Annotated in this window: 22 protein-coding genes; 11 read left to right on the plus strand and 11 right to left on the minus strand. The window is 32.1% G+C overall.

Annotated elements, in window-relative coordinates; genetic code table 11:
• Positions 1-138 precede the first annotated feature (138 nt).
• Together BC961_RS09460 and BC961_RS09465 are read left to right on the plus strand one after the other, a co-directional pair.
• A complete protein-coding gene (locus BC961_RS09460; RefSeq protein WP_121925594.1) occupies positions 139-2,301 on the plus strand; it encodes a DUF4838 domain-containing protein in 2,163 nt (720 codons plus the stop codon).
• A gap of 260 nt (positions 2,302-2,561) precedes the next feature.
• Entirely contained in the window at positions 2,562-3,914 is a 1,353-nt protein-coding gene (locus BC961_RS09465; RefSeq protein WP_121925595.1) for a DEAD/DEAH box helicase, read from the plus strand.
• 128 nt (positions 3,915-4,042) lie between these two features.
• On the opposite strand, the gene BC961_RS09470 is transcribed toward BC961_RS09465, so the two are convergent.
• Positions 4,043-5,155 carry a lactonase family protein gene (locus BC961_RS09470; protein ID WP_121925596.1) on the minus strand — a complete coding sequence of 371 codons (1,113 nt, stop codon included), beginning with the start codon at positions 5,153-5,155 and terminating at the stop codon, positions 4,043-4,045.
• A 181-nt stretch (positions 5,156-5,336) separates the two neighbouring features.
• Between BC961_RS09470 and BC961_RS09475 the strand changes: the two genes are divergently transcribed.
• From BC961_RS09475 to BC961_RS09490, 4 genes are all read left to right on the plus strand, one after another.
• On the plus strand, positions 5,337-7,265 hold the full coding sequence (locus BC961_RS09475; protein ID WP_121925597.1) for a vWA domain-containing protein: 1,929 nt from the start codon (positions 5,337-5,339) through the stop codon (positions 7,263-7,265).
• 31 nt (positions 7,266-7,296) lie between these two features.
• A complete protein-coding gene (locus BC961_RS09480; protein ID WP_121925598.1) occupies positions 7,297-8,550 on the plus strand; it encodes a dihydroorotase in 1,254 nt (417 codons plus the stop codon).
• Between the two features lie 3 nt (positions 8,551-8,553).
• A complete protein-coding gene (locus BC961_RS09485; RefSeq protein WP_121925599.1) occupies positions 8,554-8,880 on the plus strand; it encodes a hypothetical protein in 327 nt (108 codons plus the stop codon).
• Positions 8,881-8,950: 70 nt separating this feature from the next.
• Complete coding sequence (locus BC961_RS09490; RefSeq protein WP_121925600.1) at positions 8,951-9,601, plus strand: alpha/beta hydrolase; 651 nt, start codon at positions 8,951-8,953, stop codon at positions 9,599-9,601.
• Between the two features lie 61 nt (positions 9,602-9,662).
• Here BC961_RS09490 and BC961_RS09495 read toward each other — a convergent pair whose 3' ends face one another.
• On the minus strand, positions 9,663-10,169 hold the full coding sequence (locus tag BC961_RS09495; protein ID WP_121925601.1) for a hypothetical protein: 507 nt from the start codon (positions 10,167-10,169) through the stop codon (positions 9,663-9,665).
• Positions 10,170-10,182: 13 nt separating this feature from the next.
• Entirely contained in the window at positions 10,183-10,947 is a 765-nt protein-coding gene (locus BC961_RS09500; protein ID WP_121925602.1) for an MBL fold metallo-hydrolase, read from the minus strand.
• Positions 10,948-11,041: 94 nt separating this feature from the next.
• Between BC961_RS09500 and BC961_RS09505 the strand changes: the two genes are divergently transcribed.
• From BC961_RS09505 to BC961_RS09515, 3 genes are all read left to right on the plus strand, one after another.
• Positions 11,042-12,502: a TonB-dependent receptor gene (locus tag BC961_RS09505; RefSeq protein ID WP_121925603.1), complete on the plus strand. Its 1,461-nt coding sequence runs from the start codon at positions 11,042-11,044 to the stop codon at positions 12,500-12,502.
• A gap of 869 nt (positions 12,503-13,371) precedes the next feature.
• Positions 13,372-13,980 (plus strand): OmpA family protein, encoded by a 609-nt coding sequence (locus BC961_RS09510; protein ID WP_121925604.1) that lies wholly within the window; start codon positions 13,372-13,374, stop codon positions 13,978-13,980.
• A 156-nt stretch (positions 13,981-14,136) separates the two neighbouring features.
• Positions 14,137-14,340 (plus strand): hypothetical protein, encoded by a 204-nt coding sequence (locus BC961_RS09515; protein ID WP_121925605.1) that lies wholly within the window; start codon positions 14,137-14,139, stop codon positions 14,338-14,340.
• A gap of 277 nt (positions 14,341-14,617) precedes the next feature.
• On the opposite strand, the gene bcp is transcribed toward BC961_RS09515, so the two are convergent.
• Positions 14,618-15,070: a thioredoxin-dependent thiol peroxidase gene (bcp, locus tag BC961_RS09520; RefSeq protein WP_121925708.1), complete on the minus strand. Its 453-nt coding sequence runs from the start codon at positions 15,068-15,070 to the stop codon at positions 14,618-14,620.
• A 250-nt stretch (positions 15,071-15,320) separates the two neighbouring features.
• Between bcp and BC961_RS09525 the strand changes: the two genes are divergently transcribed.
• Positions 15,321-15,980 (plus strand): endonuclease III domain-containing protein, encoded by a 660-nt coding sequence (locus BC961_RS09525; RefSeq protein ID WP_121925606.1) that lies wholly within the window; start codon positions 15,321-15,323, stop codon positions 15,978-15,980.
• A 92-nt stretch (positions 15,981-16,072) separates the two neighbouring features.
• On the opposite strand, the gene BC961_RS14730 is transcribed toward BC961_RS09525, so the two are convergent.
• Positions 16,073-16,216 carry a hypothetical protein gene (locus BC961_RS14730; RefSeq protein WP_170151304.1) on the minus strand — a complete coding sequence of 48 codons (144 nt, stop codon included), beginning with the start codon at positions 16,214-16,216 and terminating at the stop codon, positions 16,073-16,075.
• Between the two features lie 52 nt (positions 16,217-16,268).
• Entirely contained in the window at positions 16,269-16,853 is a 585-nt protein-coding gene (locus BC961_RS09530) for an RNA polymerase sigma factor (protein ID WP_121925607.1), read from the minus strand.
• 581 nt (positions 16,854-17,434) lie between these two features.
• Here BC961_RS09530 and uvrA point away from each other — a divergent pair.
• Positions 17,435-20,224, plus strand: a complete 2,790-nt coding sequence (uvrA, locus tag BC961_RS09535) for an excinuclease ABC subunit UvrA (protein WP_121925608.1) — start codon at positions 17,435-17,437, stop codon at positions 20,222-20,224.
• 52 nt (positions 20,225-20,276) lie between these two features.
• Here the strand turns inward: uvrA and BC961_RS09540 are convergent, their stop codons facing one another.
• From BC961_RS09540 to BC961_RS09560, 5 genes are all read right to left on the minus strand, one after another.
• Positions 20,277-21,068, minus strand: a complete 792-nt coding sequence (locus tag BC961_RS09540; RefSeq protein WP_121925609.1) for a DUF3575 domain-containing protein — start codon at positions 21,066-21,068, stop codon at positions 20,277-20,279.
• Positions 21,069-21,108: 40 nt separating this feature from the next.
• Positions 21,109-21,402: a hypothetical protein gene (locus BC961_RS09545; protein WP_121925709.1), complete on the minus strand. Its 294-nt coding sequence runs from the start codon at positions 21,400-21,402 to the stop codon at positions 21,109-21,111.
• A 126-nt stretch (positions 21,403-21,528) separates the two neighbouring features.
• Entirely contained in the window at positions 21,529-22,998 is a 1,470-nt protein-coding gene (locus BC961_RS09550) for a lipopolysaccharide biosynthesis protein (RefSeq protein WP_121925610.1), read from the minus strand.
• A 27-nt stretch (positions 22,999-23,025) separates the two neighbouring features.
• Positions 23,026-24,363 (minus strand): glycosyltransferase, encoded by a 1,338-nt coding sequence (locus BC961_RS09555; protein ID WP_121925611.1) that lies wholly within the window; start codon positions 24,361-24,363, stop codon positions 23,026-23,028.
• On the minus strand, positions 24,364-26,790 hold the full coding sequence (locus tag BC961_RS09560; protein WP_121925612.1) for a YfhO family protein: 2,427 nt from the start codon (positions 26,788-26,790) through the stop codon (positions 24,364-24,366).
• Positions 26,791-26,822: the final 32 nt, after the last annotated feature.

The following is a 26,822-nucleotide window of genomic DNA, read 5'->3' on the forward strand; positions in this document are numbered from 1 at the left end:
TAAAAAAATTTTTAGGTAATCAATTTACTTTTAACATAGTAATCTTTGAAACTACATAATAAATAGTAAAGCATGATTCCAGCTCGATTTAGTTTTATATGCTATTGTCTAATGATAGTTTTTTTAAACCAGAGATCCATGGCGCAAACTACAATAGTAATAAATGATGATTCTGCAGTTCAAAATTCTATTCAGATAAAAGATGAAGCAGCAAAGTATTCAGCAGGGATTTTAAAAAAGTATTTAGATAAAAGTTTTTCAAATCCTTTTTTATTGGAAACTGAAAGTCTAAATTCAAACGCTACAATCCACCTTTCGATAACAAATCCCAAGAATAAAAAAGAAAAAAATAACTTTACTATTAGGAGTGATAACAAAGATATATTTCTAGAAGCCTCCAATGAAAAATTCCTTCGTTATGCTGTTTATACCTTATTAGAGCAATGGGGTTTTAGGAAATTTACAGCTACAGCTTTCTTTTATCCGAAATTAAGCGAGTTAATTTATCCAAAAAACTCAGTTAAAACATATCGTCCTTCTTTTGACTATCGAGCTCTTTATTATCCAGATGCTTTTGATTCTGATTTTAGAGAATGGCATAAACTAGATTGGCATCCAAATGATTTCAGCGTTTGGGGACATTCCTTCAACACGCTTCTACCAGCTAAAGATTATTTTAAATCTAATCCCGAGTATTATGCATTTTCTGATGGTGAACGAAGATCCGAATCACTTTGCATGACAAATGACAACGCATTAGCACTTGTTGTAAAAAAAATGAAAGAGTGTATTAGTGACAATCCAAATGCTTCCTTTATATCAGTAAGTCAAAATGACGAATCCATATACTGTGAATGTGATGGATGTAAATTACAAAACAGAAAACATGGAGGACCACAGGGCTCTTTGTATTATTTCCTAAATAAGATTGCAGGATATTTTCCACAAAACAAGATCGCAACCTTAGCCTATCAACACACGTTTAGCGCTCCAATAAATCTTAAAATAGAACCTAATATTTACACGTTTCTCTGTCCTATAGATCTGAATCGCGGAAAAGTAATTGAAAAAGACGATTCAAACGAAACATTTTTAAAAACAATAGAAGAATGGCAAAAAGCAACTGCAAATTTATATTTGTGGGATTATACTGTTCAGTTCTCCAATTATTTATCACCTTTTCCTAACATTCATACATTTTCAGACAATTATAATTTTTTTAAAAAAAATAATGTAAAAGGTCTTTTTGTCCAAGGTTATGCTGACGTTCCAGGAGATTTCTCTGAATTGCGACAGTATATATTAGCGAAGTTACTTTGGGATGATAATGTTGATGTAAATAAAACTACAGCAGATTTTTTAAAAGGCTTTTACGGAAGCGCTGAACCTTTTATTGCAGAATATTTAAACCAACTGACTCAAAATCAAAAACAATCGCATAGAAATTTAGATATATATTCTGGTCCCATTCAAAAAAGAAATACTTTTTTGTCAGCAGATGCAATGCATCAATACGATATGTTAATTGACAAGGCTGCTGCTGCAGTTCGCGAAGATGCAACATTATCATTAAGAGTTAAAAAGTTACGGTTGGCTTTAGAATTTGTATATTTTGAACAGTCAAAATTTTATGGTCTTGAAAAGCATGGCATGTTTAAATTAGATAATGATGGAAGAAAAGTGGTAGAGCAAGGTCTTACGGAACGAGTAAAAGATTTTGCAAATACATGTACTGTATTAGGAATTTATGAATTAAGTGAAGAAGGGATTTCTCCAAACACCTATTATGAAAATTGGTTGGCTATTTCAAAAAGTGTTGTGCATCATCTTGGAGAAAAACTAGAAGTTAAACATTTATCATCTCCTTCAGCAGATTATTCTGGGAAAGGAAACTACTCGCTCGTTGATGGAATTAAAGGCCATAACGATCACAACATAAATTGGACTGGTTGGTACGGTAATAACCCTGAAATTGAAATCATAAGTAATCGATTAGATTTTAATTGTTTGAAAATTAATTTTCTAGATAATCAGCGAAATTGGATATTTACTCCTAAAAGTCTAAAAGTATTTGGATATATCGAAAACAATTGGGTTTTAATAAATGAAGTAAAGGCATCCAACTTAGTCGAAAATTATGAAGTTAAATCAAATCAAATCGTAGTTTCAGACTCAAAACTTACTGGTTTAGAAAAAATAAAAATAGTTGTGGAAAATCAAGATGATTTACCAACTTGGAGATATAGGAAAAATAAAAAACCAATGGTTATGATCGATGAAATTGAATTCTATAAAAATTAAAAACATGTAAGTTCTATGATAATTTTCGAAAAAAAAAATTAGAGTAGAAGAGCGGATTAAAATAAATCTTTTAAGAAAATAATTAAAGCATATCACTACTAATTTATTATACAATCAATCAATTATTTACTTTTTAAAATAGTAGCTATAATATTAAATCGGCAACTTTAGAACTTGACAATTTACATTTTAAAACGTGACACTAAATTGATATTCAGCATTACTTTCAAAAAGACTATCTTTGCAAAAAATTTAAGCAAATGACTACTTTTGAGCAATTCAATCTTCCTAAATCCGTACAAAAAGCAATTGACGATTTAGGATTTACAACACCGACTCCAATTCAGGAAAAAACTTTTTCTGTGATTATGTCTGGTAGAGATATGATGGGAATCGCTCAAACGGGTACAGGAAAAACATTTGCATACCTATTGCCTCTATTAAAACTGTACAAGTTCACTCCTGGTCACACACCAAAAATTGTTATTCTTGTTCCTACGCGTGAACTAGTTGTTCAAGTTGTTGAGGAAGTGGAAAAGCTGACTAAATACATGTCTGTTAGAACAATTGGAATTTTTGGAGGAGTAAACATCAATACTCAAAAAACAACCGTTTATACTGGTTGTGATATCCTTGTGGGAACGCCAGGAAGAATCATGGATTTAACATTAGATAATGTTATTCGTTTTGAAGAAATGCAGAAACTTGTTATCGATGAGTTTGACGAAATGTTGAACTTAGGATTTCGTACGCAGCTGACTTCTATTTTGGCTATGATGCCAAAAAAACGTCAAAACATATTGTTTTCAGCAACAATGACTGATGAAGTAGATGCAATTTTGAATGATTTCTTTGATTATCCAGAAGAAGTTACGCTTTCGGCATCTGGAACACCATTAGAAAATATCAAACAAATTACATTCCAAGCACCGAATTTCAACACTAAAATAAATTTATTAAAACATTTATTGCACAATAACGAAGACATGAGTCGCGTGTTAGTGTTTGTAAATAATAAAAAAATTGCTGACTTAGTACAAGAACGTATCGAAGAAGAATTTGAAGACCAGTTTGGAGTAATTCACTCTAACAAATCTCAAAATTATCGTTTAAGTACGATGGCTTCCTTTCAAGAAGGTAATCTTCGTGGATTGATTACAACTGATATTATGGCGAGAGGATTGGATATTTCCAATATTACTCATGTCATCAACTTTGAAATGCCTGAACTTCCTGAATTGTACATGCACAGAATAGGTAGAACCGGTCGTGCTGATGCTAAAGGAACTGCGATAAGCTTTGTTGCGCCTCGTGAAGAAGAATACAAAGTTGAGATTGAAGTATTAATGAATACTGAACTGTCAATTGAAGAATTCCCTGAAACAGTTGAAATTTCATCAAAATTAATCGAGCCTGAAAAAGACAGACAACCGATGAAGTTTATGATGAAAAAGCAAAAACTTGATGGAGATGGTGCTTTTCAAGAAAAAAGTAAAAAGAACAAGAAAGTCAATCTTGGAGGTCCTGGTGTAACTAAGAAAAAAACACATGGTTCTGTTAATAGAAACATGTTAAAGACTAGAGATAAGAAAAGAAAAGATAAGAACAAATAATAGTGTTCAGAGATATAATAGTGTTCAGTGCTCAGTTTTTTAGTGTTCAGAATTTAAACTGAACACTAAATAGTTGTTTCGGACCACTACCAACTGAGTAGTGATGACCGAAGACTGATAACTCACACCTACTTCTTCCCAAAAACCAAACATACTGGAGCGCACAATGTAATTTTCTTTCCTGTATCTGTTAAGCTTCCTGTAGTTCTATTTCGTTTGAAAATTACAACATTATTTGTGTATTGATGTGCTATTAAAAGAAACTTTCCACTTGGATCTATTGCAAAACTTCTAGGTCCGTTTCCTCCTGTACTAATTTGACTCTTTTTTTCTAATTTCCCATTTTTTAGTATTTTAAAAATTGAAATATCATTAGCAGTTCCGCGATTAGTTGCGTACAAAAATTTACCATCAGGCGAAATATGAATGTCAGCAGCGCCATTAGTTCCATTAAAATCTTTTGATACGACTGTGTTTTCTTCTATTTTTTCAAGAGTTCCTTTTAAATACCTAAAAACTGTAACTGTACCATCATTTTCTTGCAGCAAATAAACAAATTTTCCATTTTTACTAAAGGTTAAATGTCTTGGACCACTTCCTAATTTCACTGAAATACTATCTTTTTTCTTCAAAATTAGGTCTGTAGCATTTGGATCGTACTCGTAAGAATATATTTTATCGATACCTAAATCGGTTGCTAAAACATATTTTTTATCAGGAGAAAAGCTAACCATATGTGCATGCGGTACTTTTGGTTTTTGAGTTTGACTTAATTCCTTATTATGTTGAACTATTTGCTTTGCCTTAGTAATACTTCCATCATTATTACGGCCAAAAACAGAAATACTTCCACTTGAATAATTAGCAACTATTACATTTTTTTTATCATTAATGATATAACAAGGATCAGCACCTTTAGCACTTTCAATGTTTATTAAGTCCATTTTCCCTGAAGAAGGCTTATAATCGAATGCACTTACTGTACTTTTATCACCGTTTTCATTGACAGAGTAAATGTATTTATTGTCACTTGAAATACTTAAAAAACTTGGGTTGATTACATTTTCTGTACTATTTTTAAAATTAAAATTTCCTGTTTTAGCATCAAAATCATAAACATAGATCCCTTTACTATCGCACTTAGTAGTGTATGTACCAATTAACAAATTAGACTTGTTATTTTGAGCTTGCACGCTCGCAATTGTAAAAATAAATAAAAGAAAGGCAACCGAATTTTTCATGTTTGTCGAATTATTAAAAAGCTAAAATAAACATTATATTTAGATAGAAAATCAAATAGTCTATAGTTTGAAAATTTATAACAACTTAATCTAAAACTATAAACAAATTTGTATTTTTGGCTGATATAATTCAATAAGATTCATTCAAATTATGAATCAGAGAAGTTAATACAAACTCAGAATGCATTTTAAACATCCCGAAATTTTATATTTTCTTTTCGCACTAATTGTTCCAATTCTGGTGCACTTATTCCAATTAAGACGTTTCAAAAAAGAATACTTCACCAACGTTCGTTTTTTGAAAGCACTTTCCATTCAAAGTAGAAAAAGTTCAAGAATAAAAAAGTGGTTACTTCTAGCCTCGCGCCTACTATTACTATTTTGTATCATAGTAGCGTTTGCGCAACCGTTTTTTGAATCTAAAGACAGTAAAAACGCAAGCAATGAATTGTATATTATACTAGATAACTCATTTAGTATGCAAGCAAAAGGAAAAAAAGGGGAATTACTAAAAAGAGCTGTACAAGAATTACTTGAAGAAACTCCAGAAAACGTAAATTTCTCCTTAATTACAAATTCAGAAAATTATTGGAATACTGATATTAAATCAATTCGCAACGAACTACAGAATTTACAGTACAGCGCAAGCCCTTTTAAATTAGATAATATAATGGCCAAACTGAAAGCACATAAAACCGCTTTCAAAAAAGACATCGTAATCATAACAGATGGTATTGGCATCGACCAAAAACAATTAAAAAATATCGATGATAAAAACTTTGCTACGTTTATTATCGAAAAAGCAGTTCCTAAAAATAATGTTTCAATCGACAGCGTATTTATTCAAAAGACATTAGATAATTTTTACGAAATTAGTATCCAATTATCAGGATACGGTGATAATTTTGAACCGACGCCTATTTCGCTCTACAATAACAAATCATTAATTGCCAAGACGACTGTCACTTTAGAAAATTCAAAGAAAAATATCAACTTTACTATTCCAAAAACTGATTTTCACGGTTATGCCTCGATTGAAGACAACGGCCTTCCTTATGATAATAAATACTACTTCAGCATCTCTAAGCCAAAGAAAGTTAATGTTATAAGCATTGGGGAAGCTGTAAAAAATAATTTTCTCAGCCGTATTTATACTGCTGATGAATTCACATTTGAAAGTAGTACGTTAATCTCTTTAGACTATAATAAACTAGAAGAGCAAGATGTTATAGTTTTGAATGAAGTAGATGATATTCCGCAAGCATTAATTACTACTTTAATATCTTTTATAAAGAAAGGAGGAAACCTTATTGTAATTCCTTCAGCGCTATGCTCGATTTCAAATTTAAATTCCTTGCTGTCTAATTTTGGTAATCTAAAATTTAATTCATTAGAAAATAAAGAAAAATTGATAACGAAAATTAATTTCGATCATCCAATTTACAGCAACGTTTTTGAGAAGAAAGTTGTTAATTTCCAATATCCAAAAACTAACAAATCATTTTCATTGACAAATACAACTCCGGCAATATTGTCATACGAGGATCAAAGCACTTTTTTAACCTCAATTAATAATGGAATTGGACAAATTGCAGTTTTCTCAGCCCCTTTTAATATCGAGAATTCAAATTTCCTGCAATCACCTCTTATTGTACCCACTTTCTATAAGTTGGCTATGCAGAATCAAAATAGTGGTGTGAATGCTCTAATAGTAGGAAATAGTAATTCCCACGTGACTACCGTCACCCTTAATAAAGATGATATTTTAGTGGTAAAAGGAGATGAAAACGAATTCATTCCGCTGCAGCAAATTTTAACCAATAAGGTAAAAATGATTTTTAATGACAGTCCTACTCAAGCTGGGAATTATACTATTTTTAATAAAAAAGAAAAAATAGAAAATATTAGCTATAACTACGATAGATCAGAAAGTAATTTGACTTTGAGTTCTCAAAATCTTTTATCAAACTACAAAACGGTTGAATCTATCAAATCGTTATTCGACAAGTTACAAACGGACCGAACGGATAATCAAATTTGGAAATGGTTTGTTATATTTGCACTGTTATTTCTAATTATAGAAATGGCAATTATAAGATTCGTGAAATAAATAACGAAGTTCAAATAATTAAAAATTAAATATGAAGCTAATCATCAGAGACGCCAAAATTATTGATTCTCAAAGTCCTTTTCACAACAAGACTGTAGATATTTTAATTGTTGATGGTTTGATAGAAAAAATAGGGACATCGCTTCCAAATTCTGAAGCTGTAGAAGAATTGAAATTTGATAATCTACATGTCTCACAAGGTTGGTTTGACAGTAGCGTATCGCTAGGCGAACCAGGTTTTGAAGATCGTGAAACTATTTCAAACGGACTTTCAACGGCAGCAAAAAGTGGTTTTACAGCAATAGCATTACAACCTAATTCCTACCCTATTATTGATAATCAGTCGCAAGTAAATTTTGTTTTAAACAAAGCTTCAGGATTTGCAACTCAACTTTATCCTATCGGTGCCTTGACTAAGGAGAGCGCAGGTAAAGATATGGCGGAATTATATGACATGAAAAAGGCAGGTGCAATTGCTTTTGGAGATTATAATAAAAGTTTAGACAATGCTAATCTTCTTAAAATCGCTTTACAATACGTTCAAGATTTTGATGGACTGACTATCGCTTTTTCGCAGGATGAAAATATTAAAGGAAATGGCGTAGCTAACGAAGGAATTGTTTCTACAAGATTAGGACTAAAAGGAAATCCAAATTTAGCAGAAGAACTACAAATTGCAAGAAATTTATTTTTACTCGAATATACGGGAGGAAAACTACATATTCCAACGGTCTCTACAAAAAAATCAGTGCAACTTATTAAAGACGCTAAATCCAATGGATTGAACATAAGTTGTAGTGTTGCGGTACATCATCTTGTCCTGACAGATGAAAAATTAGAGGGTTTTGATACACGATTTAAAGTTTCACCACCTCTGCGAACAGACTCGGATAGAAAAGCGTTGCTGAAAGGTATAAAAGATGGCACAATAGACATGATTACTTCAGATCATAATCCTATCGATATCGAGCATAAAAAAATGGAGTTTGACGGTGCTAAAAATGGGACAATTGGTCTTGAAAGCGCTTTTGGTGCATTAATGACTGTTTTACCACTAGAATTAGTGATTGATAAATTAACTTCCGGAAAAGCAAGGTTTGGAATCGAAATTCAAACGATTAATGAAGGGTCAAAAGCAAATATCACTTTATTTAATCCAAAATCAAAAAGTATTTTTACAAAAGCGAATATACTTTCAAAATCGAAAAATTCAGCTTTTCTGGGAACAGAAATACAAGGAAAAGTTCATGGTATTTTAAACCAAGGACAATTAATTTTAGCATAAAAAATGAACGAAACTATAGAAACAGGAAAAACGGCAGCTATTACTAGTTACATTTTAGGAATAGGTGTGTTTATTGCCATGTCAATGAATTCAGAAGACAAGAATGCATTTGCTTCATTTCATATCAGACAAGGTCTAGGAATCACTTTAACCTTCATATCATTAGGACTAGTTATCAGTAATTTTGATAGCATGATGATTTCTGCACCAATGTGGATTTTCGTACTTGTGCTATGGTCTTACGGAATTACAAGCGCAATAAAAGGGGAAACAAAACCAGTTCCATTATTAGGGAAATATTTTCAAAAGTGGCTTTCAAGCATATCTTAAATTTTAACTTCAAAGTCTCTTATCTTTCTCAACTCTAAAATATTGCTTGAGATTATAAAAAAATACAAAAATGAAATTATCTTTAGAATACAAAATTCGTGAACCAAAAGTAAAATTAGATAAAAATCCACTTCTATTACTTTTACACGGTTACGGCAGCAATGAAGCTGATTTATTCTCGTTTGCAGAAGAATTACCAGAAGAATATTATATTATTTCAGCGCGCGCGCCTTATGATATGCAATATGGAAGTTATGCTTGGTACGCAATAAACTTTGATGCAGATCAAAATAAATTTTCAGATAACGAACAAGCTAAAACTTCAAGAGATTTGATTGCTAAATTCATTGATGAATTAGTTCATAATTATCCTATTGATGCTAGTAATGTATCATTAATTGGCTTTAGCCAAGGATCAATATTAAGTTATGCAGTGGCATTATCCTATCCAGAAAAAGTACAGCAAGTTGTTGCGATGAGTGGATACTTAAATCTAGACATCGTTGCGGATGACTACCTAAAAAATACCTTATCAAATTTAAGAATATTTGCTTCGCACGGAACAGTAGATCAAGTAATTCCAGTAGAGTGGGCACGAAAAACGCCTGCTATTTTAGAAAACCTCGGCGTGGCTGTTACTTACAAGGAGTATCCAATAGGTCACGGAGTTGCACCGCAAAATTTTTACGATTTTAAAAATTGGTTAGTGAACCAAAAGTAGAAGAATCAATCGCAGTTTTCAGATCTCAATTTCTGATTACTGCGATTGAACTTTATAAAATCTAATTATGCTTTTGATATAGTAAAGACTGATTCACTTCAAAAGCTATCGTTTTGTCTTCATTGACAAAATATTTCAACAAAACTTCTCCCCAAATTTCTCCATCGCTATAATCAGCGATAATCCATCTGTGATTCAATATTTTCACTTTATTAATAATGAATTTATTCGCACCTATTTGGTCTTGACCCGTGTACGGATTGCCCTTTGGATTTGAGTTGTAATCTAAAAGCTTTTCAGTAACGACAGGAATTAGTTCTTGATATTTTACTGATTTAGAATCATTAGAAGAATCAAAATAATTTTGTGCGTTGTCATTATTTTCTAAAGAAAAATAATTAGCATCGGCTAATTTAGTGGTAACAAGATCGATACTATCTCTCAACTTAGTCGTAGTTCGCTTATATCGTTCTTCTTGAAATTTAACTTCTTTACTTAAAAACATATAAGTGAAAAGCGTTGTCAGTACGGCAAGAATAGTAAGATAAAGGAATAAAGATTTTTTCATTTTTTTAATGGAATTATATAATAATTTCTAAATTATCATATGCAAGGAATACGTTACTAGGAAGCTTTTTTTGAACCTCTTCATGAAATCCCATTATATGACTGATGTGTGTGAGATAAGCCTTCTCTGGCTGGACCAAAGTTATGAAATCTAGCGCTTCTTGCAAATTAAAATGCATGTCATGAGCTTCTTCTCGCAAAGCATTTATAACAAGAACTTTTAAATTTTTAAGTTTCAAAACCTCACTTTCTTCAATAGTTTTTACATCAGTCAAATAAGCAAAATCATCAATTCTATAACCAAAAACTTGTAGAGTACCATGCATAACATTTATTGGAATGGCCGTTTTATTTCCAATGAAAAATGGCAAATTGTTTTTGACTTCTATGGTGGCAATAGAAGGTGCTCCCGGATATTTATTAACTGTTGCAAAAACGTATTCAAAACGTCGTCGAAGATTATCAATTACGCGCTGGTGACCAAAGATAGGAATCTCACCTTGCTTAAAATTGAAAGGTCTGATATCGTCAATTCCTGCAGTGTGATCTGAATGTTCGTGTGTAAACAAAATTCCATCTACTTTGGGACAATTAGAGATCAACATTTGTTGTCTAAAATCTGGTCCACAGTCAATAATAAAGGAATGGTTTTCCCAAGAAATCCATATTGAGACTCTCAGCCTTTTATCTTTTAGGTCGCTACTTTTACATACTGGATGATTACTCCCTATAACGGGAATACCTTGTGACGTACCAGTTCCTAAAAAATATACCTTCAACGCTCTTGTTTTTATTTACAAAAATAGGGTTAATTCTCTTTCTTTAGAAGCCTATTTCATTAACTTTGCAACATATTAGCCATATTAAATAAAAATGGACACAGAAATAAAATTAAAAGGGGATCGAATCATCGAACAAATCCCTTCGGTAAACGATAAAGCACTCCGTATCAATCTGAATGAGAACATTTATGGAACTTTTGCAGAAATTGGAGCAGGACAAGAAACTGTAAGGCATTTTTTTAGAGCTGGAGGTTCTTCTAATACAATTGCAAAGGCAATGTCAGCTTATGACAAGGATTTTAGTGATGCTGTTTACGGAATAGAGGAAGATGGACGTTACGTGACCGAAAGCCGATTAAAAAAAATGCTGTCTCATGAAGTAAATTTAATTGAGCAACGTTTAAGCAGAGAAAAACATCCTAATAAAATGTTTTTTAGTTATGCAAATACTGTCGCTACGATAGATTTTGCTAAACAGTTTAAAGGTCACGGATGGGTTGGTATCAGTTACCAAATAGAGCCAGACGAGGATTACAATGAAATCATGCTTCACATACGTTTTAAGGAAACAGACGTTCGTTTGCAACAAGAAACTCTTGGTATTCTTGGTGTAAATTTAATATATGGAGCATTCTATAAATACAATGATCCTAAACGTTTATTGCGTTACTTATACGATCACTTAGATAAAGACCAACTAGAAATTGATACCATAAACTTCTCAGGACCAAGATTTGCTGATGTCGACAATCGTTTAATGAGTTTACAACTTGTTAAAAACGGAATGACTGATGCAGTTATGTTTAATCCTGATGGAAAAAACATTTTGCCTGCGGCGATTTTATATAAAAAGAACATCCTTGCTTTTAGAGGAAGTTTCCGTCCAGTAACTAAGGTGAACATGGATATGTATGAGAAGTCGTTAAAGATGTTCCTGAATGAAAATAAAGTTGAGAAAGAAAACACCTTAGTTGTTTTCGAAATTACACTTTCAAACCTTCGTTCAGATGGCGAAATTGACGAAAGAGATTTCATGGATCGCGCGGAGCTTCTGTGCTCGTTGGGACAAACCGTAATGATTTCTAATTTCCAAGAATATTATAAAGTTGTGGAATACTTCTCTAATTATACTAAGGCGAGAATGGGATTAGCCATGGGCGTAAACAATTTAGTAGACATATTTGATGAGAAATATTACCGTCATTTAAGTGGTGGTATTCTGGAAGCTTTTGGAAAATTATTCTACCGTGATATGAAAGTATTTTTATATCCAATGATAGGAGAAGACGGAGAAATAATAACTTCTGAAAATTTAAAAGTTCATCCTAGGATGAAAGAATTATATAAATTCTTCAAGTTTAATGGAAAAGTGGTCGACATTGATGACTACGACGCAGCTATTCTAGATGTGTTTTCTCGTGAAGTATTGAATATGATTAACAATGGTAAACCGGGTTGGGAAATAATGCTTCCCGCAGGTATTGCAGAAATCATAAAAGAGCACCAACTCTTTGGATTTGAACCAAATAAAGTTCTGAAAGAAGTAAACTAAAATAAAAGCTATCATTGCTAATTTCAAAATAGAGAAGCCAAGAAGTACATTTTACTTTCTTGGCTTTTTTCATTTCTAAGGCCTATTCCAGCATTACGCTATATCCTTCACTCATAACCTTGTTTTACGAGGTCGCAGCAAGAGCTTCCTTTGGTCGCTTTACTACTTCCGTAACAACATGGCTATTCAATCAGGGCTGCCGCTGCTGTCTGGGGCAAGACACGTATAGAAATTTATTCTAAAACGAATGAGTAATCGATACCAACACAAAAAAGCATTGCCACTTTCTTTGAGAATTTTGAAATGAATTAATCAATAACAGCAAACCTATATTTTGCTAACGGAAATGATTCTATTTTAATACCTTACATAGAAGAGAAAGAATTTCCCAGAAATAGGAATCGAGGTTACATCAATTTGAATGAAATTAATAGAAATTAAATGAAGAAAACGTTTTTAACTATAGCAATTACTTTACTTGTTTTATCTTGTAATAAATAGGCAGATAAAGAAAACGCAGAGCAAAATTCCACAAAGCAATCACAAACTACAGACACATTATCCAATTCAACGGGAACAACTGCAATTCAGGATTTTGAATTAATTGCATTCAAGAATCAACTGCTGATATTGGCTTTTTCCCCTATTTAAATCCGCCAGAAACATACACTTATGGATATGAGAAACAGACAAGTCCAAACGATATTCGGGATTTTGATAAAGAATATTTTGCAGTTAATGGCAAGCTAATTCAAGTTAAAGGAAAAAGCTTTAAAGTAAATATAGAAAAAGACCGAAGCGACGGAAAACGATTCAATAGTCTTATCGTTGGTACAAGCTACGAAGAAGCGATTTCAGCATTAGGAGGAGTGAAAGTAAATGATGTTACGATACCGAAATCTGAAATTGAAAGAATTGGAAATAAGGAATTAATTGAAAAACATTACGGATATTCTTTTGATTTTAATATGCTAGATGACATAAAAAGGTATATAATAAAAACGAAAGATAGGGAAGTATGGGTTCAGTATTATGTAATGAACGATGAGAGCGGCAGAATAACAATACTTGAAAAAGCCAACTTAAAAACACTAGCAGTCACTAAAATCAATGCAAATCAGATGAAAACTGATCTTGATTTAAATGGTAAATCTATTTTAAACATCAATTTTGACACCGACAAAGCATCACTTAAATCCGATGGTAAAACAATAGTAGAAGAAATCATCCTACTGTTAAAATCAAATCAAAAACTTAAATTATCAATTGAAGGTCAAACAGGTAACTCTGGAATTGCAACTAAAAATAAGCAACTATCTTTAGATCGTGCTAATACAGTTTTAAACGAATTAGTTAAAAATGGAATTGACAAAATAAGATTAAAAGCCATAGGTTATGGAGCTAAGAAACCATTAGTTAATAATGAAAGTGAAGCAAACAAAGCAATAAATAGAAGAGTAGAATTGGTTAAGTTTTAATAAAATTCAACTTGTAAATTAGTGTTAACTATAAAAATATTATAGATACTAGCGTGTAAATAGATTTGAATTACAAAAGTCGGAATTGCAGGAGCAGTTAAAGATTTTACAATATTTTGAAAATCTCAACTATCATCTTTATAAACAGTAAGTCTTATGAAAACTAGAATACTATCAATAATTAAATATATACTAACTTTAGGTTTAGGATTTAGCGTTCTCAGCGCAGCTTTTGATTTCTACGATGGCAAAGATTTTCAATTAATAAAGTTTATATCTTCTGCTGTTTTTTTTGGTTTACTGATGTCTTTTCAATTGAGAAGAAATGTTAAAAATGAATTGACCTCAATTACTAAATAGAATCTTTAAAACCTGGCACATTGAAAAATAAGAAAAATAATATTTAGTTGGCCAGCTTATACCCTAGAAATAACAGAGCAATTTAGTTTAGACGCTTGCAAGGTCACTAATGACTGCTGATGAAATAAAACATAAGATTATCAAGTGATAATAATCAACAATTAGTTTATTACTTAACTAAATATCAAATTAAAACCTATGCGGTTTTAAAAACCACATAGGTTAAAACGCTTGAATAATTAGTATAACTTTTAGCAATTAATTTAAATAAATAGTTTTATTTTAAGATCTGATTTGCATGCTCTTTAGTTTTTACTTTTTCAATAACTTCATCAATGATTCCGTTTTCATCAATTACGAAAGTAGTTCTGTGAATTCCATCATATTCTTTTCCCATGAACTTTTTTGGGCCCCAAACTCCAAAAGCTTCAATAACTGATTTATCTTCATCCGCTAATAAAGGGAAAGGAAATTCATATTTCTCCTTAAATTTTAGTTGCGCTTTAGCCGAGTCGGCACTTACACCTATTAATTCATAATTATTAGCTTGAAAACGCTCAAAATTATCTCTCAAATCACAAGCTTCGGCTGTACATCCTGGTGTACTAGCTTTTGGATAAAAGAAAACCACTAATTTTTTACCAGTATAATCTGCTAACGAATGTGAATTTCCGTCTTGATCAAATCCTGAAAAATTAGGTGCTTTATCCCCTTTTTTTAATGTTGTCATATCTCTTATTAATTGGTTGAAAAGTATTGTTATTGCTATTGAGTTTTGGTTAAATTTATACATTCTGCCCCAGATAGAAGGCAAAAGCCCGGACTTAAAAAAATTATTTTTTCTTGTTTAAAAAGAGCGACCGCTAGGAAGCTCCTTTATAAACGTAGAAAAAAAGTTTTTTAAGGAGGACTTGTAACGAATAGCTGGATTAGGCACTAAATAAAAATTAAACTATTTTTACATTTATAAAAATACAAAAATGAACAAACAGGAACGGGTTACTTTTGTTATAAATACGTTAAAAGAATTATATCCCACTATACCGGTGCCGCTGGATCACAAAGATCCTTACACTTTGCTAATTGCTGTTTTATTGTCAGCTCAGTGCACTGATGTTCGCGTTAATCAAATTACACCATTATTATTTGCTAAGGCTGACAATCCATATGATATGATAAAAATGTCTGTGGAGGAAATTAAAGAAATTATTCGACCATGCGGTTTATCACCAATGAAGTCAAAGGGTATTCACGGATTATCACATATTTTAATTGATAAGCACGATGGAAAAGTTCCTCAAAGTTTTGAATTTTTAGAAGAATTACCAGCTGTGGGACACAAAACTGCTAGTGTTGTAATGTCACAAGCTTTTGGAGTTCCTGCTTTTCCTGTTGACACTCATATTCACCGCTTGATGTATCGCTGGAATTTAACAAATGGTAAAAATGTAGTTCAGACTGAAAAAGATGCCAAAAGAATTTTTCCAGAGGAAATATGGAATGATTTACATCTACAAATTATATGGTACGGTAGGGAATATTCACCAGCTCGAGGTTGGGATTTAGAGAAGGATATTATAACAAAAACGGTGGGTAGAAAAACTGTCCTTGATAGCTATTACAATAAAATAAAGAAGTAATTAAATCAAAAAATCCCATTGTGCATTAAGCGAACATTGGGATTTTTTTTGGAATATCCAGAAAAATTAAAAAGCATACCTCTAAATTTTCTTTAGTTAGAGATAATTTCGATATCTACATTTTTAATTCTCACAATGCTAAGCGCTTTAGAGTAATTTAATAAAAATGAAAGAGTTTCTTCACTTGGTTTCATTGTCTGAGAAACCAATGATTTTTTAGAGTAAATTTTTGCCATATCGTTGTAGTATTTGTTTTTATATTACAACGTAGCAAGATTGAGTATATTGTTAATTGGTCAAAATAATTTGGTGCTTATCAATGACTTTTCTCAAATTCATTAAAGCATATCGCATTCTTCCTAGGGCTGTGTTGATACTTACTCCCGTACATTCAGAAATTTCTTTAAAACTCATATCTTGATACATTCGCATCACTAAAACTTCCCTTTGATCTGCGGGAAGTTCCTCTATTAGCTTTTTAAGGTCTAACTCTACTTGGTCGGCAATAATTCGATTTTCAATGGTCATTGAATCATCTGACATGATTGAGAAAATAGAAAACTCTTCAGTTTCCCTGAACAAAGGCATTTTTTTTGACTTTCGATAATGATCAACAACTAAGTTATGCGAAATACGCATTACCCAAGGTAGAAACTTACCTTCTTCATTATAAGAATTTGATTTTAAAGTTTTTATAACTTTAATAAAAGTATCTTGAAAAATATCGTTAGTTATATCGCGATCTGGAATTTTAGAATAGATGAAGCCGTAAATCTTAGATTCATGCCTTTTTATTAGTTTAGCTAAGGCATCTTCATTACCAGCGACATATTCCTTAACTAATGACGCGTCTGGAAGTTGTATATTAACCATATTGATACTTTTTAGTTTTTAATTAAAATTGGTAGATTGCTCTAAAAAGTAGTTTTATAATATAGGCTAATAGCTGTTTAGGTTAATAAGTGGTCAAATTTAACTAAATATAGTTTGTAAACACAAATAAAAATATGAAAAATTAACATATGAAGTTTAAAATTTGTTAAAATTTCTATTCTAATATCATATTTATTTTAATGTACAACTATTGACTCACTTAATAACAATCAAATACCTGACCACATTCTAAGTAATACTGAACTAACTTCTTATAATTATCTACGAATACAGGTCTCTCTTAATACAAGCCAAATTATTCCTTCAATATTACAAGGCTTCTAATATACTCTAATTCAAGAATCAATAAATTTCAATTTGTAGCATTTACAATAAAAGCTAAAAATCAATTGTTTACATCATAATTACCATAATGAAGCAAGAGTGGCTTAAGATTTAAAGTTCGAAAAAAAAGCTACTTCATCTACAGGATCGCAATACGTTTTTAAACATTATTTGTGAGTTGTTCAGTTCTACTTGTCTGTTAGAAATTGATTACTTTTGTAAAAATTAATATTTTTATGCAAGTTGACCTTTCAAAATTAGATCCAAAGAAAAATATAATCATAAAAGGAGCGCAAGTACACAACTTAAAGAACGTAGATGTTGCTATTCCTAGAAATAAATTAGTAGTTATTACGGGTCTCTCCGGTTCAGGAAAATCAAGTTTAGCTTTCGATACTTTGTATGCTGAAGGACAACGTCGTTATGTTGAAAGTTTATCTTCTTATGCGAGACAGTTCCTTGGCAGATTAGATAAACCAAAAGTAGAATATATAAAAGGAATTGCTCCAGCGATCGCTATTGAACAAAAGGTGAATACTACCAACGCTCGCTCTACTGTAGGAACTTCTACAGAAATATACGATTACATCAAATTACTTTTTGCTAGAATTGGACGCACTTATTCGCCAATTTCTGGTCGGGAGGTTAAAAAAAATACTGTAACAGATGTTGTCAATGAGGTGAAATCTTTACCACTAGATAGTAAGTGGTTGCTCCTCGCTCCTATTCATTTAGAAGAAGGTCGAAAGTTAGAAGATAAATTAAAAGTACTCTTGCAGCAAGGTTTTGCTAGAATATTAGTCAATAACGAAATGATTCGTTTAGACGATTTACCTGCTTCATTAAGCAAAAAAGAAATTTTACTAATTGTAGACCGTATTGTCGTCAAGAAGGAAGAAGAATTTTATAATCGTCTTGCGGATGCAGTTCAAACAGCTTTTTTTGAAGGAAAAGGAATTTGTTATTTAAAAGAATTAGACTCTGATGAAAAGTTCACTTACTCTAATAACTTTGAGTTAGACGGAATGACTTTCCTAGAGCCTAACGTTCATTTATTTAGCTTCAATAATCCTTATGGAGCATGTCCTGTTTGTGAAGGATACGGAAATATAATAGGAATAGATGCTGAATTAGTAGTTCCAAATACTACACTATCCGTTTTTGAAAATGCTATTTTCCCATGGCGAGGCGAAAGCATGAGTTGGTTTAGAGACGAATTAGTGAATAAAGCATACAAGTTCGATTTCCCAATACACAAACCTTTTTTTCAATTATCAGAAGATCAAAAAGAATTGATTTGGACTGGAAATGAATATTTCCAAGGTTTAAATGCTTTTTTTAAAGAATTAGAGGAGAAAAACTATAAAATACAAAATCGAGTAATGCTTTCTCGATATCGAGGAAAAACGAAATGCTACTCTTGTAAAGGCAAGCGTTTACGAGTAGAAGCTTCTTATGTGAAAATCAATTCGAAAACAGTTTCTGACTTAGTTGATTTACCTATTAAGCATTTAGTTCGGTTTTTTGATGGTATAGAATTGGACGCTTACGAGAAACAAATTGCGAAACGTCTATTATTAGAAATCAATAATAGATTATCTTTTTTAACTGAAGTTGGTTTAGATTATCTCACCTTAAATAGAAATTCAGCAACACTTTCTGGAGGAGAGTCACAAAGAATTAATTTAGCAACTTCACTTGGAAGTAGCTTAGTTGGATCGATGTATATCTTGGATGAACCAAGTATTGGTTTACACCCAAAAGATACAGAGCGCCTAATAAAAGTACTGATTTCTTTACGAGATTTGGGGAACACTGTAATTGTTGTTGAACACGATGAAGATATCATGAAAGCCGCTGACATGATTATAGATATCGGACCTGAAGCAGGAACTCTAGGAGGGAATTTAGTTGCACAAGGAACTTACGCTGAAATTTTAAAATCAACTTCTCTTACAGCCAAATATTTAAATGGAGATTTAGAAATTTCAGTTCCTAAGAAAAGAAGAGCATTCAAAAATTATATTGAGATAAAAGGAGCACGAGAAAATAATCTTCAAAATATTGATGTTACTTTTCCGCTAGACGTTTTAACAGTTATTACTGGTGTTTCAGGAAGTGGAAAAAGTACGCTTGTTAAGAAGATATTATTTCCAGCGATGCAGAAAAAGCTTGAAAATATAGGAGAAAAAGCAGGACAATTTACCGAAATGACAGGTTCATTTTCACAAATAAAGCATATTGAATACGTTGATCAGAATCCTATTGGTCGCAGTTCAAGGTCTAATCCAGTAACTTATATTAAAGCCTACGATGATATTAGAGAATTGTATGCAAGAGAGAAACTTTCGAAAATAAGAGGCTATCAAGCAAAACACTTTTCCTTTAACGTGGATGGTGGTCGATGCGAAACATGCAAAGGAGAAGGATCCATAAATGTAGAAATGGTCTTTATGGCTGATGTTCAACTACCTTGTGAAACTTGTAATGGAAAACGATTTAAAAAAGAAGTTCTTGAAGTAGCATTTGAAGGTAAAAACATTCACGATATTTTAACGATGACCGTTGATGATGCGATCGCATTTTTTAATGCTCATAAACAAGCCAAAATAATTCAGAAGTTGCAGCCGCTACAAGATGTAGGACTAGGATATGTACAATTAGGACAATCTTCATCTACACTTTCTGGTGGGGAAGCACAACGAATTAAGCTTGCTTCTTTTCTGGTAAAAGGCGCTACTAAGGATAAGGCACTTTTCGTTTTTGACGAACCAACAACGGGATTACATTTTCATGATATAAAGAAACTGCTAACTTCTTTTGATGCTTTAATAGAAAAAGGTCACTCCATAATCGTTATCGAACATAATCTTGATCTTATAAAATGTGCCGACTGGTTAATAGATTTAGGCCCAGAAGGTGGAGAAAATGGCGGGAAATTGCTTGCTGTTGGAACGCCAGAGGACGTTATGAAAAATAAGAAGTCCGTAACTGGAGCCTATTTAAAAAATGTTTTGAAGAAATAAAAAAAGGGCCGATAATTAATTTATCGGCCCTTTTTACTTACTTAGTTATTTTTTAGAATCTATATCCTAAGCTGACACCACTACGAATTCCTCCCCATGGTCCACTTATATTTATTTTTGCACCAGTTGCATTAACCTCAACTTTAACATCTGATAAAGGAAGTTCGACGTCATCTAACTCTCTTTGAAGCGCTGCTTGCTCATTGGGAGTAAGTAATCTGCTTGTAGTTCCTACTAAATCTCCTTTAGAAGTTCCGTAATGCGGACCTACAATCCACCAGTCTAATATTAAATTTTTACCTAAATTAAATTGAGCTCCAAATTGTACACCAAAAGTATTAGCTAAAATTTTACCACCCAAATCAATATCTTCTTTAGCTCCGAAGTCGCTATTATAAGTAAAATTTACATTAGATATGTCATATTTAATATGTCTGTAAAACGGTGCAATATAAAAACCTTTACCATAGCCTTTCCCTAAATAAAAACGAACCTCAGGCGTGAAAGCAGTATAACCTAATTCGGCATTTGTAAACATATCTTTCGATTCAGAATCGCCAGACGTTAAATCTTCAATTTGGCTTTGGAACGGCAAACCACCTTTTGGAATAAAACTATAACCCATTACAACTCCAATTCTTTTGGTTAAACTTCTTTCATACTGTAATTGAAAGTTTTTAAAAACTAAACTTGTCAAACTAAGTTTTACATTATTTTTTTTAGGTAAACCAAAATCGTTGTTTACAGCGATCGAGCCGTTACCTGATTCTGTAGCAGTCGACTGCGAAAAAGTAGCAACAGAACTCAATAAAATTATTGAAAGTGAGAGTAAAATTTTTTTCATAATTGATGGTTGAAGTTGTTTTTAATTTTGCAAATGTAAATTAAAAACACTTTTCTTCAAAGGCATTTCCATCTTCATCTATTGCAATAAGTATTTTCTTAGCTTTAGAAGAAACTTGAGAGATGTAAATCCAAGCGATAGACCATAATCCAAGAGTCGCGCAGAATATAAAAAAGTTAGAAATGTGATCTACTTTCTTCTTACTTTTCATCAAAATAGCATAAGGTAATTTATCATTTCGTTCTAAAACTACAAAACCATTGTTCGTTTTTTTATTTAGAATAGATGAAAACTTTGCTAAATCTGCATCAATTTTACTTTTGTTGCTATTCATTTTATTCAAGATAATTAATATGTATTATTTGGGATTACTGCTTGAAAAAAGCAATAGCAAAATTAATAGCAAATTTAGAATCTTACAATACCCACTTTTAGTGATATTTAGCTCAATTACTTAAGACTAAAAGAATTTCTTCACTTTAGCTAAAACCAAATCAATAGCATTATTAATCTCTGTAGAAATAACGAACTTGTAATTGACGTAAGTGTATACAACAGTTATTAGTATAGATTTACATGTTATCGCAATTATCGGAGAAAAAGGAAACTCCCAGAAATAAAAAGATATGAATAAAATAAATGTAATAACTAAAGAGTGAATTGTTTCCCGTGTAAAAGGATATAAATGAAGTCGCTTAACAACAAATAGCAACTTTGCTAAGCTGTACAGAGTAATCGACAAAAGCGTGGCAAAAGCGCAACCCATTATGCCATACATAGGAATAAATACCATATTTAAACCAATAGCAACTGCAACTAAAAGTACTCCAAGAAAAAGCACTGCGCGATAGTACTTTGTATTAAATATAATAGCATTATTATTTCCTAAAATTAGGTCAAAGTATTTTGAAATCCCAATCATGAATACAACTAATATTCCGCCGCTATACTCTTTCGGAACCATTTCGTAAAGCTGATTGATATTTACAAAGATGCCAAGCATCACGTATCCACCTACAACTTGTAGATTAATAGATGTCTTTTTGTACAGCACATTTAACTCTTCAAATTTGTTATCGTGCATCAGTTTAGCGGTGATAGGATAGACAATTTGATGCATTGCCCTACTTGGAACTGATATTACTAATGCTATAAATGTTGCAATAGAATAGAAAGCAATATTATCAATAATCATATACTGATTCAACATTATTTTATCACCATCTAACAATAAATTAGCCACACTACCTGACAAAATAATGTAGAAAGTGTAGGTTAATATTTCTTTAGTATTCTTAGGCATTGAAAATTGAAAAGTTGGTTTTTCAATATGAAAAGCATAAAACATAGTAACTAAAAATGCTAGAAGATATAAAGCTGCTGTCGCGTAAACAAATCCTTCTACGCTCAGATATTCAAAATAAACAGCTATTAAAAGTAGTAGTGAAAATAATCGAAGTCCAACTTCCTTGATAAAATTACCAAAAACAGAATGCATGTGAACTCTTGCCCAAGCGTAAAAAATTTCGAAATATGCCATACAAAGTCCTATGAAAGGAATCAACCATACATAGTTTTTTACGATTTCATTTTTTTTCGAAAGAAAGAATAAAATCTCATCATAAAAATATAGTGAAACTAACAACATGGGAACGATTACCACTAATGGAAAAAGCACTGTAAATGATAGAAATCTAGACTTTTCCTCTTGCGTTTCGTATTGTGAATAAAACTTAACTAATGTGTTTTGCATACCGATAGCAAACAAGGGCATAATAACATTTGCACACGAAGTAATGTAATTTGTTAAACCGTAAAAGGTAGCCCCAAGAAGAACTGGATAAAGATAAAGTGTGTTTATGGCTCCAATCCCAAAGCCTAAATAAGTTATTATTGTATTCTTTAAAGATTGATTTAATACTATTCCCATGAAAACGTAAAAGTTATATATTAAAGTTTATACTTTCGGATTGATCAATTGTGCCAATTCTCTTGTCAAACTTTTTCTGGAATATTTCTGTAAACCAATTCCATTTGATTGTAATTTTCCTTCCAAAAATTGATTATAAAAGTCCAAAATTACACTTTTTAATTTCATTTTCTCTGAATACTTAACGAACTGTCCCGTATTAGTATTTGCAATAATTTCAGCAAAATCTGAATCCTCTGGCCCGATCGCAATGATAGGCCGATTAGAAACCAAATATTCAAACAACTTTCCAGGAATAATGCTTTTTGTATCTTGGGAATCAATTTCGATTAGCAATAAAACCTGAGACTTTCTTTGATGTACAATTGCTTCATGATGTGAAACGTATCCTAAATTGTTTACGTAAGGATCTAAATTGAATCTCGTGATTGTTTCCAAAACTTCCTGACTCACAGCTCCTATTAATTTGATTTCCAAATGAAATTTAAAATCAGGAATCTCTTGAATTAATTCCGTAAAGCTCTCCCATAAAATAATGGGATTTCTTTCAGATAAAAAAGATCCAATATGAGCTAAGCTAAATTTAGTATCTAAAGTTTGTTTTCCAACTTGCTCCGTGTCATAACCATTCGTAATTACAGCAATAGGTTTGCTTGTAATCGCTTCAAATTCAATTTTAGTAGTTTTGCTTGTAACAATAATACAATCGGCTGAATTTAAAACCTGATGTTCTAAAAATTTATGCTTTTTAGCTGCAAAACTGGACAATCGTAATGATTTGTGATATCCTATCGTCGTCCAAGGATCCCGAAAATCAGCAAACCATTCTACATTTAATTTATTTTTTAATTCTAGTCCAATGAGATGCAAACTATGAGGCGGTCCAGATGTAATTATCGTCTCGATATTGTGATCTACAATATACTTCTCTAAATAAGATACCGATGGCTTAACCCAATAAACACGAGCATCAGGAATAAAAAGATTTCCCCGAATCCAGAGGAAAGTCTTATCTAATAAAGACTGCTTCTTTTGATTTGGAATTATTCCAGAACTGATTTTCTTAGTTTTGTTTTTCGAAAAAACCGACGCTAATTGATACGGTTCAAAAATTTTCTGTTTCAGAATGATTGCCTTCTCTGAAACTTCTTGTACTAGATTTTCATCAAGAATTGGGTACGTCGGATTTTCAGGAATGTAGACAATTGGTTGAATTCCGAAATCTGGAAGATATTTAACGAACTTCAACCACCGCTGTACACCAGGTCCGCCGGCAGGTGGCCAATAGTAAGTGATAATAAGAACTTTTTTATTTTCCTTATGCACTAAAGTGCTACTGCTTTCAATTACAGAATCTTTTTCCATTTATATCGCAGTTCCTTCGCCTTTATCAAAACGTTTATTTTCGAAGTAAATACCTCCAACTAATAATAACAAGATTCCAAAACCACTAACTAAAGTTATTGTACTTCCAGTTTTTATTACCTGCGGTTCAAATTTGAATTCTACAGTATGCTTACCTGCTGGAATTTGCAATCCTCTTAAAACATAATCAATTCTAATATGATCTACATTTTTACCATCGATGTAAGCATTCCATCCCTTTCCGTAATACATTTCAGAAAAAACTGCTAAACCTTCGTTGCTGTTATTTGAATTGTATATTAGATGATTTGGTTTGTAAGAAGATAAATTAATTGTTGCCAAATCATCTTTGGCGAAAGCCTTTTTACTAACCTTAAATTCTCTTTCATTTACAATAGCTACATTTTTAGAATCTAAGCTATCTAACGCTTTCATCTCGCCATCTGCTGAAGTAACAAATTTAACTTGACTAATAAACCAAGCGTTTCCATTAGCATCTGGGTTAGCGGTTGGGAATTCATTTCCTTCTTTATCTCTTTGAATAACATATTTCACATTAAGCATGCTCAATACCTCAATATTATTTTTAGCGATTTGGTAATCGACTAATTGCTGCATCCTTCTTGGTCTAACTGCACTGTAACCACCTATAGATTTATGGAAATAGGAAGCACGAGCTCCTAATACATCTGCGACTTCAAAAACTCTATAATTTGATGTGTCTTTCAAAATTTGTGCGTCCGTTGGCGTTTCAGTGAAAGGCATTGTCACTTCGCTTCCTCTAACAAAATCTTTTGCTGAGACATAATTTTTAGCGACAAAAAATAAATCTGCAACCATTACTAGACCTACAATTATAATTGCTGATTTTTGAGCCAATCTATCTTTCATTGCAAACCACAAAATTCCAGCAGTCACAAGCATAAAGAATCCAGAGCGCAATAAATCTGCACTATATAAACTCATTCGATCAAGCTTCAAAGCATTTACAAATTCAGGACCGTAACTTTGCTCGTAAGCACCGTCATTAGCACCCGAAAAGCTAAACATACTTTTACTTAAAAATAGTATTACCATGATTCCTAATCCTAAAATCGCTGTTTCATAAATTCCTTTCCACTGTGCTTTTTTATCTAGCTGAAAGAACGATTGTAATCCCATCATGGCAAGAACTGGAAAGCAAAGTTCAAGAACAACTTGTATCGAAGAAACTGCTCTAAACTTGTCGTACAAAGGAATGTAATCAATAAAAAAATCAGTAATTAATGAGAAATTTTTTCCCCACGAAAGAATCAATGCCACTATTGCACCAGAAAGAAATACATATTTAATTTTACGTTTGTCAGTAAAAAGAGCCAATACCGCAAGAAAGAAAACCACTGCACCAATGTAAGCTGGCGCGGCAACAATGGGCTGATCACCCCAGTAAGTTGGCATTCCTGAAACAAAATCCGTTGCTTGTGCTTCTGGAACTCCTTGACCAATCATAAATTCATACATATGACTGTCTCTTCCCACTGCTTCATTATTTGAACCACCAAATAATCTTGGCACGACCAAATTTAAACTCTCAACAATTCCGTAACTATATTCAGTAATATAGTCTTTACTCATCGAACTAGTCGTTTCGTTCTTTGAACCATTTGGATTAAAAGTTAATTCACTTTTACCACGGATACTAAAATCAGTATATTCTGTGGTTGCTAATAAATTTGTCGCATTTGCACCTATTGCGAAAATACCCGCAACTAGTAATGTCCCAAAAGAATAAAGCATCGCTTTATAATCCTTCTCTTTTACTTGCTGATAAATAAAATAACAGGAAAGGATTAATAAGAAAATCAATAAATAATAAGTCATTTGGAAGTGATTAGCACTTATTTCTAGCGCTGTCGCAAAAAGCGTAATCAATCCACCGAGAATGTATTTTTTTTGGAAAACCAAAATAAAACCTGCGATAACCAATGGCATATAAGCTATAGCATGCGCTTTAGCATTGTGACCCACACCTAAAATAATAATCATGTAAGTTGATAATCCAAAAGCTAATGCTCCAAAAAATGCTTTTAGCGGATCTATCTTTAGAACCAACATCAAGCCATAAAACCCTAAAAAGTATAAAAATAAATAATCTGCAGGACGTGGTAAAAAACGTAAAGCGTCATCTATCGCACCTATGTAATCGTGAGGATATTTAGCTCCCAACTGGTATGTGGGCATTCCACCAAAAGCGGAATTCGTCCAGAAAGGCTCAATATTATCTGTAGCTCTAAAGTCATTTTGCTCCTTAGCCATTCCAGTATATTGAACAATATCTGATTGTGAGATTTGCTTTCCTTGTAAAACAGGATAAAAATAAATTAAAGAAATAAGAATAAAACCAAGTATGGCTAGAGCGTGTGGATAGAACTTATTTATTATTTTCAATTTAAAAAAAGTTTGGATTAAAGTAAAAAGCT

This window comes from Flavobacterium weaverense, assembly GCF_003688495.1.
Lineage (GTDB): Bacteria > Bacteroidota > Bacteroidia > Flavobacteriales > Flavobacteriaceae > Flavobacterium > Flavobacterium weaverense.

Excerpts from the sequence above, each read along its gene's own strand:
- BC961_RS09530 (WP_121925607.1), bottom strand. The coding sequence starts at position 16,853 with ATGGTTAATATACAACTTCCAGACGCGTCATTAGTTAAGGAATATGTC.
- BC961_RS09465 (WP_121925595.1), top strand. The coding sequence starts at position 2,562 with ATGACTACTTTTGAGCAATTCAATCTTCCTAAATCCGTACAAAAAGCA.
- BC961_RS09480 (WP_121925598.1), top strand. The coding sequence starts at position 7,297 with ATGAAGCTAATCATCAGAGACGCCAAAATTATTGATTCTCAAAGTCCT.
- bcp (WP_121925708.1), bottom strand. The coding sequence starts at position 15,070 with ATGACAACATTAAAAAAAGGGGATAAAGCACCTAATTTTTCAGGATTT.
- BC961_RS09475 (WP_121925597.1), top strand. The coding sequence starts at position 5,337 with ATGCATTTTAAACATCCCGAAATTTTATATTTTCTTTTCGCACTAATT.
- BC961_RS09470 (WP_121925596.1), bottom strand. The coding sequence starts at position 5,155 with ATGAAAAATTCGGTTGCCTTTCTTTTATTTATTTTTACAATTGCGAGC.
- BC961_RS09490 (WP_121925600.1), top strand. The coding sequence starts at position 8,951 with ATGAAATTATCTTTAGAATACAAAATTCGTGAACCAAAAGTAAAATTA.
- BC961_RS09550 (WP_121925610.1), bottom strand. The coding sequence starts at position 22,998 with ATGGGAATAGTATTAAATCAATCTTTAAAGAATACAATAATAACTTAT.
- BC961_RS09545 (WP_121925709.1), bottom strand. The coding sequence starts at position 21,402 with ATGAATAGCAACAAAAGTAAAATTGATGCAGATTTAGCAAAGTTTTCA.
- BC961_RS09505 (WP_121925603.1), top strand. The coding sequence starts at position 11,042 with ATGGACACAGAAATAAAATTAAAAGGGGATCGAATCATCGAACAAATC.
- BC961_RS14730 (WP_170151304.1), bottom strand. The coding sequence starts at position 16,216 with ATGGCAAAAATTTACTCTAAAAAATCATTGGTTTCTCAGACAATGAAA.
- BC961_RS09485 (WP_121925599.1), top strand. The coding sequence starts at position 8,554 with ATGAACGAAACTATAGAAACAGGAAAAACGGCAGCTATTACTAGTTAC.
- BC961_RS09525 (WP_121925606.1), top strand. The coding sequence starts at position 15,321 with ATGAACAAACAGGAACGGGTTACTTTTGTTATAAATACGTTAAAAGAA.
- BC961_RS09515 (WP_121925605.1), top strand. The coding sequence starts at position 14,137 with ATGAAAACTAGAATACTATCAATAATTAAATATATACTAACTTTAGGT.
- BC961_RS09555 (WP_121925611.1), bottom strand. The coding sequence starts at position 24,363 with ATGGAAAAAGATTCTGTAATTGAAAGCAGTAGCACTTTAGTGCATAAG.
- BC961_RS09540 (WP_121925609.1), bottom strand. The coding sequence starts at position 21,068 with ATGAAAAAAATTTTACTCTCACTTTCAATAATTTTATTGAGTTCTGTT.
- BC961_RS09460 (WP_121925594.1), top strand. The coding sequence starts at position 139 with ATGGCGCAAACTACAATAGTAATAAATGATGATTCTGCAGTTCAAAAT.
- uvrA (WP_121925608.1), top strand. The coding sequence starts at position 17,435 with ATGCAAGTTGACCTTTCAAAATTAGATCCAAAGAAAAATATAATCATA.
- BC961_RS09495 (WP_121925601.1), bottom strand. The coding sequence starts at position 10,169 with ATGAAAAAATCTTTATTCCTTTATCTTACTATTCTTGCCGTACTGACA.